Below are 14,998 nucleotides of genomic sequence, written 5' to 3'. Positions count from 1 at the left end.
CGCCGAACTGTTTGTTAGAGCAATGATGAGCGCAGTGTAAAAAAGAAATGCCAGTGCTTTTCACTATATAAGCGCCTATATTTGGCGACAATTCTCGGCAAAAACCCTTTTCACGGAGGCGCATCCCCTATGCGTACCAACACTCAGACCAAACGTGAGCTGGACAAGATCGACCGCAATATCCTGCGAATCCTGCAGGCGGACGGGCGGATTTCCTTTACCGAACTGGGGGAAAAGGTCGGCCTCTCGACCACGCCATGCACCGAGCGGGTGCGGCGCCTGGAGCGCGAAGGAATCATCATGGGCTACAACGCCCGGCTCAATCCGCAGCATTTGAAGGGTAGCCTGCTGGTGTTTGTCGAGATCAGCCTCGATTACAAATCCGGCGACACTTTCGAGGAGTTCCGCCGCGCGGTGCTGAAGCTGCCCCATGTGCTGGAGTGTCATTTGGTCTCAGGGGATTTTGACTATCTGGTGAAGGCGCGGATTTCCGAGATGGCCTCCTACCGCAAGCTGCTGGGCGACATTCTGTTGAAGCTGCCGCATGTGCGCGAATCGAAGAGTTACATCGTCATGGAAGAGGTGAAAGAGAGCCTGTGCCTGCCGATTCCGGATTGACCTTTTCGGTGCCCGACCCGGCCCTATCGCGAGCAGGCTCACTCCTACACTTGCAATGCGTACCCCTGTAGGAGTGAGCCTGCTCGCGATGGCGTCAACTCGGTTCCGAGTGAACGCGTTAAACCAGCACCTGCCGATTCGCCGCCATGTATTCGAATATCTGCTTCTCCACCCGCGGATGAATCAACTCCACCGGTCGCCGCTCGTTGGGGCACGGCAAGGTTTTGGTGGTGCCGAACAATCGGCAGATCAGCGGTCGCTCTTCATACACCGTGCAGCCATTCGGCCCCAGGTGCACACAGTTGAGTGCTTCCAGCGCTGCGTCCTGCTCGGCGCGGCTCTTGCGCGGCAGTCGTGCCATCTCTTCGGGCGAAGTGGTCACCGGCCCGCAGCAGTCGTGGCAGCCCGGCACGCATTCGAACGTCGGGATCTGCTGACGCAGGGCGCGGATTTTCTGGCTGTTGCAGCTCATCGAAACGGTGACCAAAGTGGCGGGACAACGATTGTGCCGCAAAAGCGCGGATCCAGACACCGCAGACCGACCGATGTTGCCCGCCTTCAGCCGCGCAGCTTATGCTCCGTCAAATTTTCTCGACACTCAGCCGTTGGATGATGCCCATGACCGCCCGCGCCCAGACCACCGCGAGCCAGCCCCACGTTGCCTCTTATTACGCCGCCAGCAGCTTGCCGCAGCCCGACCATCCTGTGCTGCAAGGCGACGTGGCGGCTGACGTCTGCGTGGTCGGCGGCGGCTTTTCCGGGTTGAACACGGCACTGGAACTGGCTGAGCGCGGCCTCAGCGTAGTGTTGCTGGAAGCGCACAGGATCGGTTGGGGCGCCAGCGGTCGCAACGGCGGGCAGTTGATTCGCGGCGTCGGTCACGGCCTCGATCAGTTCGCCAATGTCATCGGGGCCGACGGCGTGCGCGAGATGAAGCTCATGGGCCTGGAAGCAGTGGAAATCGTCCGCCAGCGCGTCGAGCGTTTCGGCATTGCCTGCGACCTGACCTGGGGCTACTGCGACCTTGCCAACAAGCCTTCCGATCTCGACGGTTTTGCCGAAGACGCCGAAGAACTGCGCAGCCTCGGTTATCGCTACGAAACCCGCCTGTTAAAAGCCAGTGAAATGCACATAGTGGTCGGCTCCAAGCGCTACGTGGGCGGCTTGATCGACATGGGTTCCGGGCATCTGCACCCGCTGAATCTGGCGCTGGGCGAAGCGGCTGCGGCGCAGCAACTGGGCGTTCAGCTGTTCGAGCGTTCGGCGGTGACGCGCATCGATTACGGCCCCGAAGTGAAAGTGCACACGGCGCAGGGCTCGGTGCGGGCGAAGACTCTGGTGCTGGGCTGCAATGCTTATCTCAACGACTTGAATCCGCAACTGAGCGGAAAGGTTCTGCCCGCCGGCAGCTACATCATCGCCACAGAGCCGCTGAGCGAAGAGCAGGCGCATGACCTGCTGCCGCAGAACATGGCGGTCTGCGATCAACGAGTAGCGCTGGATTACTATCGGCTCTCGGCGGATCGACGCTTGCTGTTCGGTGGTGCCTGCCATTATTCAGGACGTGATCCGAAAGACATCGGCGCTTATATGCAGCCGAAGATGCTTGAAGTGTTCCCGCAACTGGCCGGGGTGAAAATTGACTATCAATGGGGCGGGATGATCGGCATCGGCGCCAACCGCTTGCCGCAGATCGGCCGGCTCGCCGATCAACCGAACGTGTATTACGCCCAGGCTTATTCCGGTCATGGGGTGAATGCCACACACCTGGCCGGCAAGCTGCTGGCCGAGGCGATCAGCGGGCAGCATGGCGGTGGCTTTGATCTGTTCGCCAAGGTGCCGCACATCACCTTCCCCGGTGGCAAGCATTTGCGCTCGCCGCTGTTGGCGCTGGGAATGTTGTGGCATCGGCTTAAAGAGTTGGTCTGACAGAGTTGCGGTGGCTTTAAGGGCCCTATCGCGAGCAGGCTCACTCCTACAGTTGAAATGAGTTTCCCCTGTAGGAGTGAGCCTGCTCGCGATGAGGCCCGCAAGAACGATACAGATCTCAGATCCGCCAGAACGGCTTCAACCCCTCCTCCCGCGCCTGCTCACGGGTCAGCCCGATATCCTTGAGCTGATCCGCCGTCAGCGCCAGCAACGCCTTGCGCGTGTGCAGACGCTGCCAGAACAGACCCCAGCGACTCAGGCCGGACGGCGCGTTACGCAGCTGATTGCGCGCGTTGTCCTTCTGCCCTGCCGCCAGTTCCTGACTGTGTAACGTCAGCCGCACATCGCTCAAGCCGTTCATTTTCGTTGCTCCTGTTTACTTGGGTAGCCAGAGATTCCATGATGCGCGGGCCGGCAAAACCATTACAGACTCAACGAACCTGTATTAACTCCATACAGATTTGCCGATTCGCTGACTGAATGATCGTTTTCTGCCGCATCTGTACTGGTTTTCATCACTGCACACCGAGACCACCATGACTCTGTATGTAAACCTCGCCGAATTGCTCGGCACCCGCATCGAACAGGGTTTCTATCGCCCCGGTGATCGCTTGCCGTCAGTGCGCGCACTGAGTGTTGAACACGGAGTCAGTCTGAGCACGGTGCAGCAGGCCTATCGCGTGCTCGAAGACAGCGGTCTGGCCACGCCAAAACCCAAGTCCGGCTATTTCGTGCCCGTTGGCCGCGAACTGCCGGAATTGCCGGCAATCGGCCGCCCGGCGCAACGGCCGGTGGAGATTTCGCAGTGGGATCAGGTGCTGGAATTGATCCGCGCCGTACCGCGCAAAGACGTTGTGCAGTTGGGCCGCGGCATGCCCGATGTCGGCTCGCCGACCATGAAACCATTGCTGCGTGGACTGGCACGGATCAGTCGGCGGCAGGACATGCCCGGTCTGTATTACGACAACATCCACGGCAACCTCGAACTGCGCGAACAGATCGCACGCCTGATGCTTGATTCCGGCTGTCAGTTGAGCGCCAGCGATCTGGTGATCACCACTGGCTGCCACGAAGCGCTGTCCACCAGCATCCACGCGATCTGCGAGCCGGGCGACATCGTCGCGGTGGACTCACCGAGCTTCCACGGCGCCATGCAGACCCTCAAAGGCCTGGGCATGAAAGCCCTGGAAATCCCCACCGACCCGCTCACCGGCATCAGCCTCGACGCGCTTGAACTGGCCTTGGAACAGTGGCCGATCAAAGCCATTCAGCTCACGCCCAACTGCAACAACCCCCTCGGCTACGTCATGCCCGAGTCGCGCAAGCGCGCCCTGTTGACGCTGGCCCAGCGTTTCGACGTGGCGATCATCGAAGACGATGTGTATGGCGAACTGGCCTACACCTACCCGCGCCCACGTACGATCAAATCCTTCGATGAAGACGGCCGCGTGTTGCTCTGCAGCTCGTTCTCCAAGACTCTGGCGCCGGGGCTGCGCATCGGCTGGGTGGCACCGGGCCGGTATCTGGAGCGGGTGCTGCACATGAAATACATCAGCACCGGATCCACCGCGCCACAACCGCAGATCGCCATTGCCGAATTCATCAAGGCCGGCCATTTCGAGCCGCACCTGCGGCGCATGCGCATGCAGTACCAGCGCAATCGTGACGCGATGATCGACTGGGTGACCCGCTACTTCCCCGCCGGCACTCGCGCCAGTCGCCCGCAGGGCAGCTTCATGCTCTGGGTGGAGCTGCCGGACGGTTTCGACACGCTGAAACTGAATCGCGCGCTGCACGATCAGGGTGTACAGATTGCCGTCGGCAGCATCTTTTCCGCCTCGGGCAAATACCGCAATTGTCTGCGGATGAACTACGCTGCCAAACCAACAGCGCAGATCGAAGAGGCGGTGCGCAAGGTCGGTGCCGCGGCAATCAAATTACTCGCTGAGACCGACTGACCTTTTTTGTCAGCCCGGCGTCCAAAATGCCGACCTCAACCGCCAACCGGAACGATCCTACGTGAGCTTCAGACAGCCCCTACTCGCTTTACTGATACTCGCCTCGTTCCTCAGCGGCTGCGCCAGCCTTGATGTACCGCGCGAACCGAGCCAGGCCCTGCCGGCGTCGGAATCGAGTTTCGGCCGCTCGATCCAGGCGCAGGCCGCGCCCTACAAGGGGCAGTCCGGGTTTCGCCTGCTCTCCGACAGCGGCGAGGCATTTACTGCCAGGGCCGAGCTGATTCGTCACGCCCAGGTCAGCCTCGATTTGCAGTACTACATCGTCCACGACGGCATCAGCACGCGGATGCTGGTGGAGGAAGTGCTCAAGGCTGCCGACCGTGGCGTGCGTGTGCGCATCCTGCTCGATGACACCACCAGCGACGGCCTCGACCAGATCATCGCCACCCTGGCGGCGCATCCGCAGATTCAGATTCGCTTGTTCAATCCGTTGCACCTGGGACGCAGCACCGGCGTCACGCGTGCGGCCGGGCGACTGTTCAATCTGTCTGTGCAGCATCGGCGCATGCACAACAAGTTGTGGCTGGCGGACAACAGCGCGGCCATCGTCGGCGGGCGCAATCTGGGCGACGAGTATTTCGACGCCGAACCCAACCTGAATTTCACCGACATCGACATGCTCAGCATCGGCCCGGTGGCCGAGCAGCTCGGGCACAGTTTCGATCAGTACTGGAACAGTGCGCTGAGCAAGCCGATCGACGAATTCCTCTCCAGCCAGCCGACCGCCGCCGACCTGGAGAACACGCGCACGCGCCTGGAAGAGTCGCTGGAAGAAACCCGCAGGCAGAACCACGCGCTGTATCAGCAGTTGATGAAGTTCACCACCGACCCGCGCATGGACATCTGGCGCAAAGAGCTGATCTGGGCCTGGAACCAGGCGTTGTGGGATGCGCCGAGCAAGGTTCTGTCCAAGGGCGAACCTGATCCGCACCTGCTGCTGACCACACAACTGGCGCCGGAACTGACCGGTGTCAGCAAAGAGCTGATCATGATTTCTGCGTATTTCGTGCCGGGTCAGCCGGGGCTGGTCTACCTGACCGGGCGCGCCGATGCCGGGGTCTCCGTGAGCCTGTTGACCAATTCGCTGGAGGCCACCGACGTGCCAGCGGTGCATGGCGGCTACGCGCCCTATCGCAAGGCGTTGCTGGAACACGGGGTGAAACTCTATGAACTGCGGCGCCAGCCTGGGGATAACTATGGCAGCGGTCCGCGAGTGTTCTACAGCCGCTCGTATCGCGGCTCGGATTCCAGCCTGCACAGCAAGGCGATGATTTTCGATCGGCGCAAATCGTTTATCGGCTCGTTCAATTTCGACCCGCGCTCGGTGCTGTGGAACACCGAAGTCGGCATTCTGGTCGACAGCCCGGAACTGGCCGAGCACGTCCGCGCACTGGCGCTGCAAGGCATGGCGCCAACCCTGAGTTATCAGGCGAAGCTTGAGGACGGCAAGGTCGTCTGGGTCACGGAGGACAACGGTCAGATGCATACTCTGACCAAGGAACCGGGGAGCTGGTGGCGGCGTTTCAACTCGTGGTTCAGCACCAGCGTCGGCCTGGAGCGGATGCTGTAAGTCCGTCTGTTGGTGACCCCTTGTGGGAGCGAGCCTGCTCGCAAAAACGGTTTCACATCCAGAAATGAGCTGACCGGTGCACCGCTTTCGCGAGCAGGCTCGCTCCCACAGGAGTGCGCTCAGGCAGCTTCTGCCGTTGTGCCAAATGCCCCCTGGCGCAACAACAAAAGCACCAATCCAAACGCGCCCGCCGCCATCAACAGCGGCAATGCATGCCCATTGATCCACTGACTGCCTGCCCCCGCCGCCAACGGCCCGACCAGACAACCGACACCCCACAACTGCGCGATATGCGCATTGGCGCGCACCAGCGCATCGTCACGGTAACGCTCGCCAATCAGGATCAGCGACAGGGTAAACAAGCCGCCGGCACTGGCACCGAACAGCACCCACAGCGGCCAGATCAGCAGCGTGTCGAGCAACACTGGAATGGCCAGACTCGACAGCATCAACACCACCGCGCACCCGGCAAACAGCGTGCGCCGCGACAGATAATCGGCCAATGCGCCGATCGGCAATTGCAGCAGTGCATCGCCGACCACCACGGTGCTGACCATGGCCAAGGCGATTTCGGCGGTGAACCCCTGTTGCAGGCAGTACACCGGCAGCAACGTCAGGATCATCGCCTCGAACGCGGCGAACAACGACACTGCCCAGGCAATCGCCGGCAACTCCCGGGCAAAGCCCCACAGATCGCCAAATGTCACGCTGTTGGCCTCACTGCTCGGCGCGCCGCTGCGACCCAAGAGCAGGAAGGGCGAGACCGTCAGCAGACCCACCCCGACCCAAAAACCGTAATCATGCTCGGTGCCCAGCGCGCCCAGCAGCAATGGACCGGACAGCTGGCTCAGCGCATAGCTGCTGCCATACAGCGCTACCAGACGCCCGCGCCACTTTTCGACAACCAGCTGATTGATCCAGCTCTCGCCAAGGATGAACACGATGGTCAGGATCACGCCGATCAGCAGCCGCAGCAGCAACCAGATCGGATAACTCGGCAGCAACGCCAGTAAACCGATCGACAATGCCCCGGCCCACAGGCACAGACGCATCAGGTTAGCGGTGCCGAAATACGCAGCGAGATGGCTGGAAATCTTCGCACCCAGCAGCACACCGATCGCCGGCATCGCCGCCATCACACCGATGGCGAATGAGCCGTAACCCCAGCCCTCCAGACGCAACGATACCAATGGCATGCTGACCCCCAGGGCCAGGCCGACACTCAAGACAGACGCCAACACGGCGAAATAGGTCGCCCACCGCATGTTCCACGCTCCTGTGGATATTTTTATGTGCACCACAAAACCAGTGTGGGAGCGAGCCTGCTCGCGAATAGGGTTTCACATTCAGCAGGTCTGCTGACTGATACACCGCTTTCGCGAGCTGGCTCGCTCCCACAGGGGATCTCTGTACGGTCGGAAGCCTGATCTACTCAGGCCCCTTAATGCATCACAGCTTGATCCACGTCGCCTTCAGCTCGGTGTACTTGTCGAAGGCGTGCAGCGATTTGTCGCGACCGTTGCCCGACTGTTTGAAGCCACCGAACGGCGCAGTCATGTCGCCGCCGTCGTACTGGTTGACCCACACACTACCGGCGCGCAGGGCCTTGGCGGTCAGGTGTGCCTTGGAGATGTCCTGGGTCCACACCGCTGCGGCCAGGCCGTATGGCGTGTCGTTGGCGATCTGGATGGCTTCTTCGGCGGTATCGAAAGCGATCACCGACAACACTGGGCCGAAGATCTCTTCCTGGGCAATCTTCATCGCATTGCTCACGCCGTCGAAAATGGTCGGCTCAACGTAAGTGCCACCGGTTTCCTGGAGGATGCGCTTGCCGCCGGCGACCAGTCTGGCGCCATCGCTGTGGCCGGATTCGATGTACGACAGCACGGTGTTCATCTGCTGGGTATCGACCAGCGCACCGACGTTGGTCGCCGGGTCCAGCGGATTGCCGGGTTTCCAGGTTTTCAGCGCCTCGATCACCATCGGCAGGAATTTGTCCTTGATCGAACGCTCGACCAGCAGACGCGAACCGGCGGTGCACACTTCGCCCTGGTTGAAAGCGATGGCGCTGGCGGCAGATTCGGCGGCGGCCTGCAGGTCCGGCGCATCGGCGAAGACGATATTCGGGCTCTTGCCGCCCGCTTCCAGCCAGACGCGTTTCATGTTCGATTCGCCGGCGTAGACCATCAGTTGCTTGGCGATCTTCGTCGAACCGGTGAACACCAGCGTGTCGACGTCATTGTGCAGGCCCAGCGCCTTGCCGACGGTATGACCATAGCCCGGCAGCACGTTAAGCACGCCTTTCGGAATACCGGCTTCAATGGCCAGTGCAGCGATACGGATGGCGGTCAGCGGCGATTTTTCCGACGGCTTGAGGATTACCGAGTTACCGGTCGACAACGCCGGCCCGAGTTTCCAGCAGGCCATCATCAACGGGAAATTCCACGGTACGATAGCGCCGACCACGCCTACCGGCTCGCGAGTCACCAGACCGAGTTGATCATGCGGGGTAGCGGCGACTTCGTCGTAGATCTTGTCGATCGCTTCGCCGCTCCAGCTCAGCGCCTGCGCCGCGCCTGGCACGTCGATATACAGCGAATCGCTGATCGGCTTGCCCATGTCGAGGGTTTCCAGCAGCGCCAGTTCTTCGGCGTGCTGTTTCAGCAGGCTGGCGAAGCGGATCATGGTGGCTTTGCGTTTGGTCGGCGCCAGGCGCGACCAGACACCGGAATTGAAAGTAGCGCGGGCGTTTTCTACGGCACGGTCGGCGTCGGCAGCGTCACAGCTGGCGATCTTGCCAAGCAGACGGCCATCGACCGGGCTGATGCATTCGAAGGTTTCGCCGGAGACGGCGTCGGTGTATTCGCCATTCAGGAAGGCGCGGCCTTCGATTTGCAGATCGCGGGCGCGTCGTTCCCAGTCGGCACGAGTCAGGGTTGTCATTCGGGTGTCCTCCTCTTATTGAATACAAGCACCGCAAGCGCTGCGGCGCTGTTCAAGAATCCTGCCCGGCCAGCCTGCACTTTCGGCCCAAGGCACCCGCCACCCTAAACCAGCGGCCGGGTTTGTTTCAATATATTTGACATAAGCTGGCCATACAGCCTTGCGGTGTTCATTTTAATAAACATAGACTTCGGCTCATTCCAGCCCACGCGTCGTCATTAGCGGAGAAAACAACAATGAACATCCACAACGTCGTCGACATCAGCCTCGCCAGCAGCGAAGCCGAGCGCTATCGCCCGGATCCGACGAAAGTGCTCAAGGGCGACCCTGAGCAGGCGGTGTTCCATCAATACGACAGCCCTTGTGGGCAAATGGGCGTGGGAGTGTGGGAAGGGGCGGTGGGTCAGTGGACGGTGAATTACACCGAGCATGAATACTGCGAAATCCTCCAGGGCGTATCGGTATTGCGTGACAGCGATGGCAATGCCAAGACCTTGCGGGTTGGCGACCGGTTTGTAATTCCGGCGGGGTTTCGTGGTACCTGGGAAGTGCTGGAGGCTTGCCGCAAGGTTTATGTGATCTTTGAACAGAAGGCTTGAGATGTTCGCTGCCTGATCTGGCCCTATCGCGAGCAGGCTCACTCCTACAGGACCGCATTCCACGTGTAGGAGTGAGCCTGCTCGCGATGAGGCCCCACCAGACACCGCCAAATCCGAGGCAACAAAAAAGGCCCGTATCGTGAGATACGGGCCTTTTTCGCAGTCAGGAAAAATCAATTACTTGATTTTGCCTTCCTTGTACATCACGTGCTTGCGAACAACCGGATCATATTTCTTGATCTCGATTTTGTCCGGGGTAGTACGCTTGTTCTTGTCGGTAGTGTAGAAGTGACCAGTACCGGCGCTCGAGATCAAACGAATCAATTCACGCATGATTAGCTCCCTTAAATCTTGCCATCGCGGCGAAGTTCGGCGAGCACGACAGTGATGCCACGCTTGTCGATGATACGCATGCCTTTGGCAGATACGCGCAGACGCACAAAACGTTTCTCTTCTTCAACCCAGAAGCGGTGATGCTGCAGGTTCGGCAGGAAACGACGACGGGTTTTGTTGTTTGCGTGGGAAATGTTATTCCCAGTCACCGGACCCTTACCGGTAACTTGACATACTCTCGACATGCCTCAGCCCTCTAAAACCACATGCCCAACCCGGCATGGGTTGGCCGCTTAATCTCTCAGTCATTTGGCGCCAGGCGCCGCGTTTCTTTAGAGGTCTTACCGGCTACACCTACAGTGAAGGAACCGGGCCCCTAGAAAAGAGCGCTGCTTTATACCAGAAAGACCGGGGTGCAACAACAATCGGTGTGCAATCAATCGGAAAAGGGGCGATTTTTTCCGCCTCAGGTGCCTTGAATAAAGGCCGCGACGAGTTTTGACCACTCGTCGCAGAATTCCCGCCCTACAGGCGATTCAGACTTTTCATCTCCCTGGCGGTGCCCGAAACCGCGCAAGACTGCGCCTGAAAATACAAAAAGGGGATAGTCATTTGCAATTCAGAGCTCTAGGGTAGGACTTTTCCAGACTGCACTTGCAGATGGGCCTTCGATCTGTAAAGGAAACCGACCATGCGCCTCGCTGCCCTACCCCTGTTGCTCGCCCCGCTCCTGCTGAGCCCCCTCGCCCAGGCCGCCGCTTTGAGCGTCTGTACCGAGGCCAGCCCTGAAGGGTTCGACGTGGTGCAGTACAACTCGCTGACTACCACCAACGCTTCGGCTGACGTACTGATGAACCGTCTGGTGGATTTCGACACCGCCAGTGGCAAGGTCATCCCGAGCCTGGCCGACAGCTGGGAAGTCAGCACTGATGGCCTGACGTATGTATTCAAGCTGCACCCGCAGGTGAAATTTCATACAACTGATTACTTCAAGCCCAGCCGCGAGCTGAGCGCTGAAGACGTCAAGTTCAGCTTCGACCGCATGCTCGACCCGGCCAACCCGTGGCACAAAGTCGCCCAAAGCGGCTTCCCCCATGCGCAGTCGATGCAACTGCCGACTCTGATCAAGAAGATCGACGCCCTCGACCCGCTCACCGTGCGATTCACTCTTGATCATCCGGATTCGACCTTCCTCGCCACCCTGAGCATGGGTTTCGCCTCGATCTATTCCGCCGAATATGCCGACAAGCTGATGAAGGCTGGCGCGACCGAGAAACTCAACAGCCAACCGATCGGCACTGGCCCGTTTGTGTTCAATCGCTTCCAGAAAGACGCGGCGATCCGCTACAAGGCCAACCCGGATTACTTCCGTGGCAAGTCTGCCGTCGACCCGCTGATCTTCGCCATCACGCCGGATGCCAACGTGCGCCTGCAAAAGCTGCGGCGCAATGAATGCCAGATCGCCCTGTCACCGAAACCATTGGACGTACAGGCCGCGCTGAAAGAACCAACACTGAAAGTCGAAAAGACTGACGCATTCATGACCGCCTTCGTGGGCATCAACAGCCAGCATCCGCCACTGGACAAGCCGGAAGTGCGCCAGGCGATCAACCTCGCTTTCGACAAGGCGAGCTACATCAAAGCCGTGTTCGAAGACACCGCCGAGGCGGCCAACGGCCCCTACCCGCCGAACACCTGGAGCTATGCGAAGAACCTGCCGGGCTATCCGCACGACGTGGCCAAAGCCAAGGCGCTGCTGGCCAAGGCCGGATTGAAGGATGGCTTCCAGACTACGATCTGGACGCGCCCATCGGGCAGCCTGCTCAACCCGAACCCGAGCCTCGGCGCGCAGATGCTGCAATCGGACCTGGCCGAGATCGGCATTCAGGCGGAGATCCGGGTGATCGAATGGGGCGAACTGATTCGCCGCGCCAAGGCCGGCGAACATGACCTGTTGTTCATGGGCTGGGCTGGCGATAACGGCGACCCGGACAACTTCCTCACCCCGCAGTTTTCCTGCGCAGCAGTGAAGTCCGGCACCAACTTTGCGCGGTACTGCAACGCCGATCTGGACAAGCTGATCAGTGCCGGCAAGACCACCAGCGAACAAGGCGTACGCACCAAGCTGTATGAACAGGCACAGGCGCAGATCCAGCAGCAGGCGTTGTGGCTGCCACTGGCGCACCCGACCGCCTACGCGCTGACCCGCAAGGACGTTCAGGGTTATTCCGTCAGCCCGTTCGGCCGGCAGGATTATTCAAAAATCAGCCTCAAGCCCTAAGCGGCAAGCGGCAAGCTAGAGCACTCCGCGCACGGCTCCAGCTTGCCGCTTGCAGCTAGAGGCTTGCCGCTGCTCTTTTACATCCAGCCACACTCCGCCATCGACAACGGCTCGCCGTCACCGACGATGAAGTGATCGAGCACCCGCACGTCAATCAACTCCAGGGTCTTCTGCAAGCGCTTGGTCAGCAGCCGATCCGCCTGGCTCGGGTCGGTGTTGCCGGACGGATGGTTGTGACACAGGATCACCGCCGCCGCGTTGTTGGCCAGCGCGCGTTTCACCACCTCCCGGGGATGCACGCTGGTGTTGTCGATCGAGCCGCGAAACAGCGCCTCGAAATTCAGCACCTGATGTTTTGAATCAAGAAACAGGCAGCCGAACACCTCGTGCGGTTCATGGCGCAGCATGGCCTTGAGGTAGTCGCGAACGACCTGAGGGTTTTCCAGCGCCGGTTTCTGCCGTGAACGCTCGGCCAGATGGCGCTTGCTCATTTCTTGCGCAGCTTGCAACTGGGCGAACTTGGCCGGGCCGAGGCCCATTTGTTTGCTGAATGCGTCCTGATCGGCCTCGAGCAGCAAACGCAGGCCGCCGAATTGCGTCAGCAGATGTCTGGCGAGGTCCACAGCGCTTTTCCCAGGCAGTCCGGTGCGCAGAAAAATCGCCAGTAACTCAGCGTCCGACAGACTCCCCGCTCCATGCTCCAACAACCTTTCCCGCGGGCGTTCCGCCGCCGGCCAATCGCGAATACTCATAGCACCTCCTTGTCTGTGGGCGCCGCTGTTCCGTAGCGGTCGCTGTGATATCGTAGCCCATCTTTTTGGCGGTCGATTCAACCCTGGGGAGGGGCATCGCGCCGCAGTCATCAACGAAATGAAAGGCAGACCTATGCAGCGGCTGTATCGGAAACGCATCGTTCTGGGCGTCGGCGGCGGCATTGCGGCCTACAAGAGCGCCGATCTGGTTCGCCGCCTGATCGACCAGGGTGCCGAAGTGCGCGTGGTCATGACCCACGGCGGCGCCGAATTCATTACCCCGCTGACCATGCAGGCCCTGTCCGGACACCCGGTTCACCTCGACTTGCTCGACCCCGCTGCCGAAGCCGCCATGGGCCATATCGAGCTGGCGAAATGGGCCGATCTGGTACTCATCGCGCCGGCCACCGCCGACCTGATCGCCCGTCTGGCCCAAGGCATTGCCAACGATCTGCTGACCACACTGGTGCTGGCCACCGACGCCGTAGTGGCCGTCGCGCCTGCGATGAATCAGGCAATGTGGCGCGACCCGGCGACCCAGGCCAACCTGCAACTGCTGGAAAGCCGTGGGCTGAAGACTTTCGGCCCGGCCTCGGGCAGTCAGGCCTGCGGCGACGTCGGCATGGGCCGCATGATGGAGGCCACCGATCTGGCGCTGCTTGCCGCCGACTGCTTCCAGCGCCTGGCGCTGACCGGCAAGCATGTGGTGATCACCGCCGGCCCGACCCAGGAAAACATCGACCCGGTGCGCTACATCACCAACCACAGCTCCGGCAAAATGGGTTTTGCCCTCGCCGAAGCCGCCGTGGAAGCCGGCGCCCGCGTCACCTTGATCAGCGGCCCGGTACACCTGCCGACGCCGGATCGCGTCACCCGTATCGATGTGGTCAGCGCCCGCGACATGCTCACCGCCTGCGAATCGGCCATGCCTTGCGACGTGTTCATCTCGTCGGCAGCGGTGGCGGACTACCGCCCTGAAGTCGTCGCGCCGCATAAACTCAAGAAAGATCCTGCGAGCGGTGACGGCTTCGTCCTGCAAATGGTGCGCAACCCGGACATCCTTGCCACCATCGCGACCCGCACCGACCGCCCGTTCAGTGTCGGCTTCGCCGCCGAAACCGAACACCTGCTCGACTACGCTGCACGCAAGCTGAAGGACAAGAATCTCGATCTGATCGTCGCCAACGACGTCGCCAACCCGAGCATCGGTTTCAACAGCGAAGAAAACGCCTGCAGCGTCATCGACCGTGAGCTGCACGCCACGGTTTTCGCCCAGACCAGCAAGAGCAAGATCGCTCGCCAACTGGTCACTTTTATCGCCGAACGTCTGAACCAGGTTTAATTTACATGCACGCTTTGCAAGCCAAGATCCTCGATCCACGCATCGGTACCGAGTTCCCGCTGCCGCAATACGCCACTCCGGGCTCCGCCGGCCTCGACCTGCGAGCCATGCTGGAACAGAACATCGTGATCAAACCGGGTGAAACCGTGCTGATCCCCACCGGCCTGTCGGTGTACATCGGCGACCCGAACCTCGCGGCATTGATCCTGCCGCGCTCGGGCATGGGCCACAAACACGGCATCGTTCTCGGCAACCTGGTCGGCCTGATCGACTCCGATTATCAGGGTCCGCTGATGGTCTCCTGCTGGAACCGCGGCCAGAGCGACTTCACCATGCCCGTCGGCGAGCGTCTGGCGCAACTGGTGCTGGTACCGGTGGTACAAGCGCATTTCGAAATGGTCGAGGAATTCGTCGAAACCGAACGCGGCACCGGCGGCTTCGGGCATACCGGCACCAAATAGCGCAAAGACACTATTGTGGCGAGGGGGGGTGGGTCCCCCCGGGCGGGCGCCCGGACCCCAAAACTTTTGGGGGCCCGCCCCCCACACGGGGGCGCGCTCCCCCGCCCCCAACATATGGGGTCGGGGGGGGGGGGGGTGGAGGCGCACACACA

Annotated in this window: 15 protein-coding genes; 8 read left to right on the top strand and 7 right to left on the bottom strand. The window is 60.8% G+C overall.

Annotation, left to right across the window (positions count from 1 at the left end):
- The first annotated feature begins 129 nt into the window (after nucleotides 1-129).
- Nucleotides 130-618, top strand: a complete 489-nt coding sequence (locus AEQ63_RS21235; protein ID WP_010465173.1) for an Lrp/AsnC ligand binding domain-containing protein — start codon at nucleotides 130-132, stop codon at nucleotides 616-618.
- Nucleotides 619-736: 118 nt separating this feature from the next.
- On the opposite strand, the gene AEQ63_RS21230 is transcribed toward AEQ63_RS21235, so the two are convergent.
- Nucleotides 737-1,090, bottom strand: a complete 354-nt coding sequence (locus AEQ63_RS21230; protein ID WP_064364756.1) for a YkgJ family cysteine cluster protein — start codon at nucleotides 1,088-1,090, stop codon at nucleotides 737-739.
- A 146-nt stretch (nucleotides 1,091-1,236) separates the two neighbouring features.
- On the opposite strand from AEQ63_RS21230, the gene AEQ63_RS21225 reads away from it, so the two are divergent.
- Complete coding sequence (locus AEQ63_RS21225) at nucleotides 1,237-2,547, top strand: NAD(P)/FAD-dependent oxidoreductase (protein ID WP_064364650.1); 1,311 nt, start codon at nucleotides 1,237-1,239, stop codon at nucleotides 2,545-2,547.
- A 118-nt stretch (nucleotides 2,548-2,665) separates the two neighbouring features.
- Here AEQ63_RS21225 and AEQ63_RS21220 read toward each other — a convergent pair whose 3' ends face one another.
- Nucleotides 2,666-2,908: a DUF1127 domain-containing protein gene (locus AEQ63_RS21220; protein WP_064364649.1), complete on the bottom strand. Its 243-nt coding sequence runs from the start codon at nucleotides 2,906-2,908 to the stop codon at nucleotides 2,666-2,668.
- A gap of 175 nt (nucleotides 2,909-3,083) precedes the next feature.
- Here AEQ63_RS21220 and AEQ63_RS21215 point away from each other — a divergent pair, with 175 nt between their 5' ends.
- Both AEQ63_RS21215 and AEQ63_RS21210 read left to right on the top strand, forming a co-directional pair.
- On the top strand, nucleotides 3,084-4,505 hold the full coding sequence (locus AEQ63_RS21215) for an aminotransferase-like domain-containing protein (protein ID WP_064364648.1): 1,422 nt from the start codon (nucleotides 3,084-3,086) through the stop codon (nucleotides 4,503-4,505).
- A gap of 61 nt (nucleotides 4,506-4,566) precedes the next feature.
- Nucleotides 4,567-6,135, top strand: a complete 1,569-nt coding sequence (locus tag AEQ63_RS21210; RefSeq protein WP_064364647.1) for a phospholipase D family protein — start codon at nucleotides 4,567-4,569, stop codon at nucleotides 6,133-6,135.
- 119 nt (nucleotides 6,136-6,254) lie between these two features.
- Here the strand turns inward: AEQ63_RS21210 and AEQ63_RS21205 are convergent, their stop codons facing one another.
- Both AEQ63_RS21205 and AEQ63_RS21200 read right to left on the bottom strand, forming a co-directional pair.
- Nucleotides 6,255-7,400, bottom strand: coding sequence for an MFS transporter (locus tag AEQ63_RS21205; RefSeq protein WP_042607138.1), 1,146 nt, complete (start codon nucleotides 7,398-7,400; stop codon nucleotides 6,255-6,257).
- A gap of 184 nt (nucleotides 7,401-7,584) precedes the next feature.
- On the bottom strand, nucleotides 7,585-9,078 hold the full coding sequence (locus tag AEQ63_RS21200; protein WP_064364646.1) for an aldehyde dehydrogenase: 1,494 nt from the start codon (nucleotides 9,076-9,078) through the stop codon (nucleotides 7,585-7,587).
- Nucleotides 9,079-9,314: 236 nt separating this feature from the next.
- Here AEQ63_RS21200 and AEQ63_RS21195 point away from each other — a divergent pair, with 236 nt between their 5' ends.
- Nucleotides 9,315-9,677, top strand: coding sequence for a cupin domain-containing protein (locus tag AEQ63_RS21195; protein ID WP_042608123.1), 363 nt, complete (start codon nucleotides 9,315-9,317; stop codon nucleotides 9,675-9,677).
- A 177-nt stretch (nucleotides 9,678-9,854) separates the two neighbouring features.
- Here the strand turns inward: AEQ63_RS21195 and rpmG are convergent, their stop codons facing one another.
- Nucleotides 9,855-10,010, bottom strand: coding sequence for a 50S ribosomal protein L33 (rpmG, locus tag AEQ63_RS21190; RefSeq protein WP_016772554.1), 156 nt, complete (start codon nucleotides 10,008-10,010; stop codon nucleotides 9,855-9,857).
- 11 nt (nucleotides 10,011-10,021) lie between these two features.
- The gene (gene rpmB, locus AEQ63_RS21185) at nucleotides 10,022-10,255 is read right to left on the bottom strand and encodes a 50S ribosomal protein L28 (RefSeq protein WP_007920377.1); all 234 of its coding nucleotides are present in this window, start codon (nucleotides 10,253-10,255) and stop codon (nucleotides 10,022-10,024) included.
- Between the two features lie 446 nt (nucleotides 10,256-10,701).
- Here rpmB and AEQ63_RS21180 point away from each other — a divergent pair, with 446 nt between their 5' ends.
- Nucleotides 10,702-12,291, top strand: coding sequence for an ABC transporter substrate-binding protein (locus AEQ63_RS21180; RefSeq protein ID WP_064364645.1), 1,590 nt, complete (start codon nucleotides 10,702-10,704; stop codon nucleotides 12,289-12,291).
- A gap of 77 nt (nucleotides 12,292-12,368) precedes the next feature.
- Here the strand turns inward: AEQ63_RS21180 and radC are convergent, their stop codons facing one another.
- Nucleotides 12,369-13,043 (bottom strand): RadC family protein, encoded by a 675-nt coding sequence (gene radC, locus AEQ63_RS21175; protein ID WP_042608121.1) that lies wholly within the window; start codon nucleotides 13,041-13,043, stop codon nucleotides 12,369-12,371.
- A 133-nt stretch (nucleotides 13,044-13,176) separates the two neighbouring features.
- Between radC and coaBC the strand changes: the two genes are divergently transcribed.
- Both coaBC and dut read left to right on the top strand, forming a co-directional pair.
- Complete coding sequence (gene coaBC / locus AEQ63_RS21170; protein ID WP_042608120.1) at nucleotides 13,177-14,385, top strand: bifunctional phosphopantothenoylcysteine decarboxylase/phosphopantothenate--cysteine ligase CoaBC; 1,209 nt, start codon at nucleotides 13,177-13,179, stop codon at nucleotides 14,383-14,385.
- 5 nt (nucleotides 14,386-14,390) lie between these two features.
- The gene (dut, locus tag AEQ63_RS21165; protein ID WP_042608119.1) at nucleotides 14,391-14,846 is read left to right on the top strand and encodes a dUTP diphosphatase; all 456 of its coding nucleotides are present in this window, start codon (nucleotides 14,391-14,393) and stop codon (nucleotides 14,844-14,846) included.
- The last annotated feature ends 152 nt before the right edge of the window (nucleotides 14,847-14,998 follow it).

The sequence above is a fragment of the Pseudomonas sp. RIT-PI-o genome (genome assembly GCF_001297215.1).
GTDB classification, from domain to species: Bacteria; Pseudomonadota; Gammaproteobacteria; order Pseudomonadales; family Pseudomonadaceae; genus Aquipseudomonas; species Aquipseudomonas moraviensis_A.
This window is presented reverse-complemented; position numbering and strand designations above follow the sequence as displayed.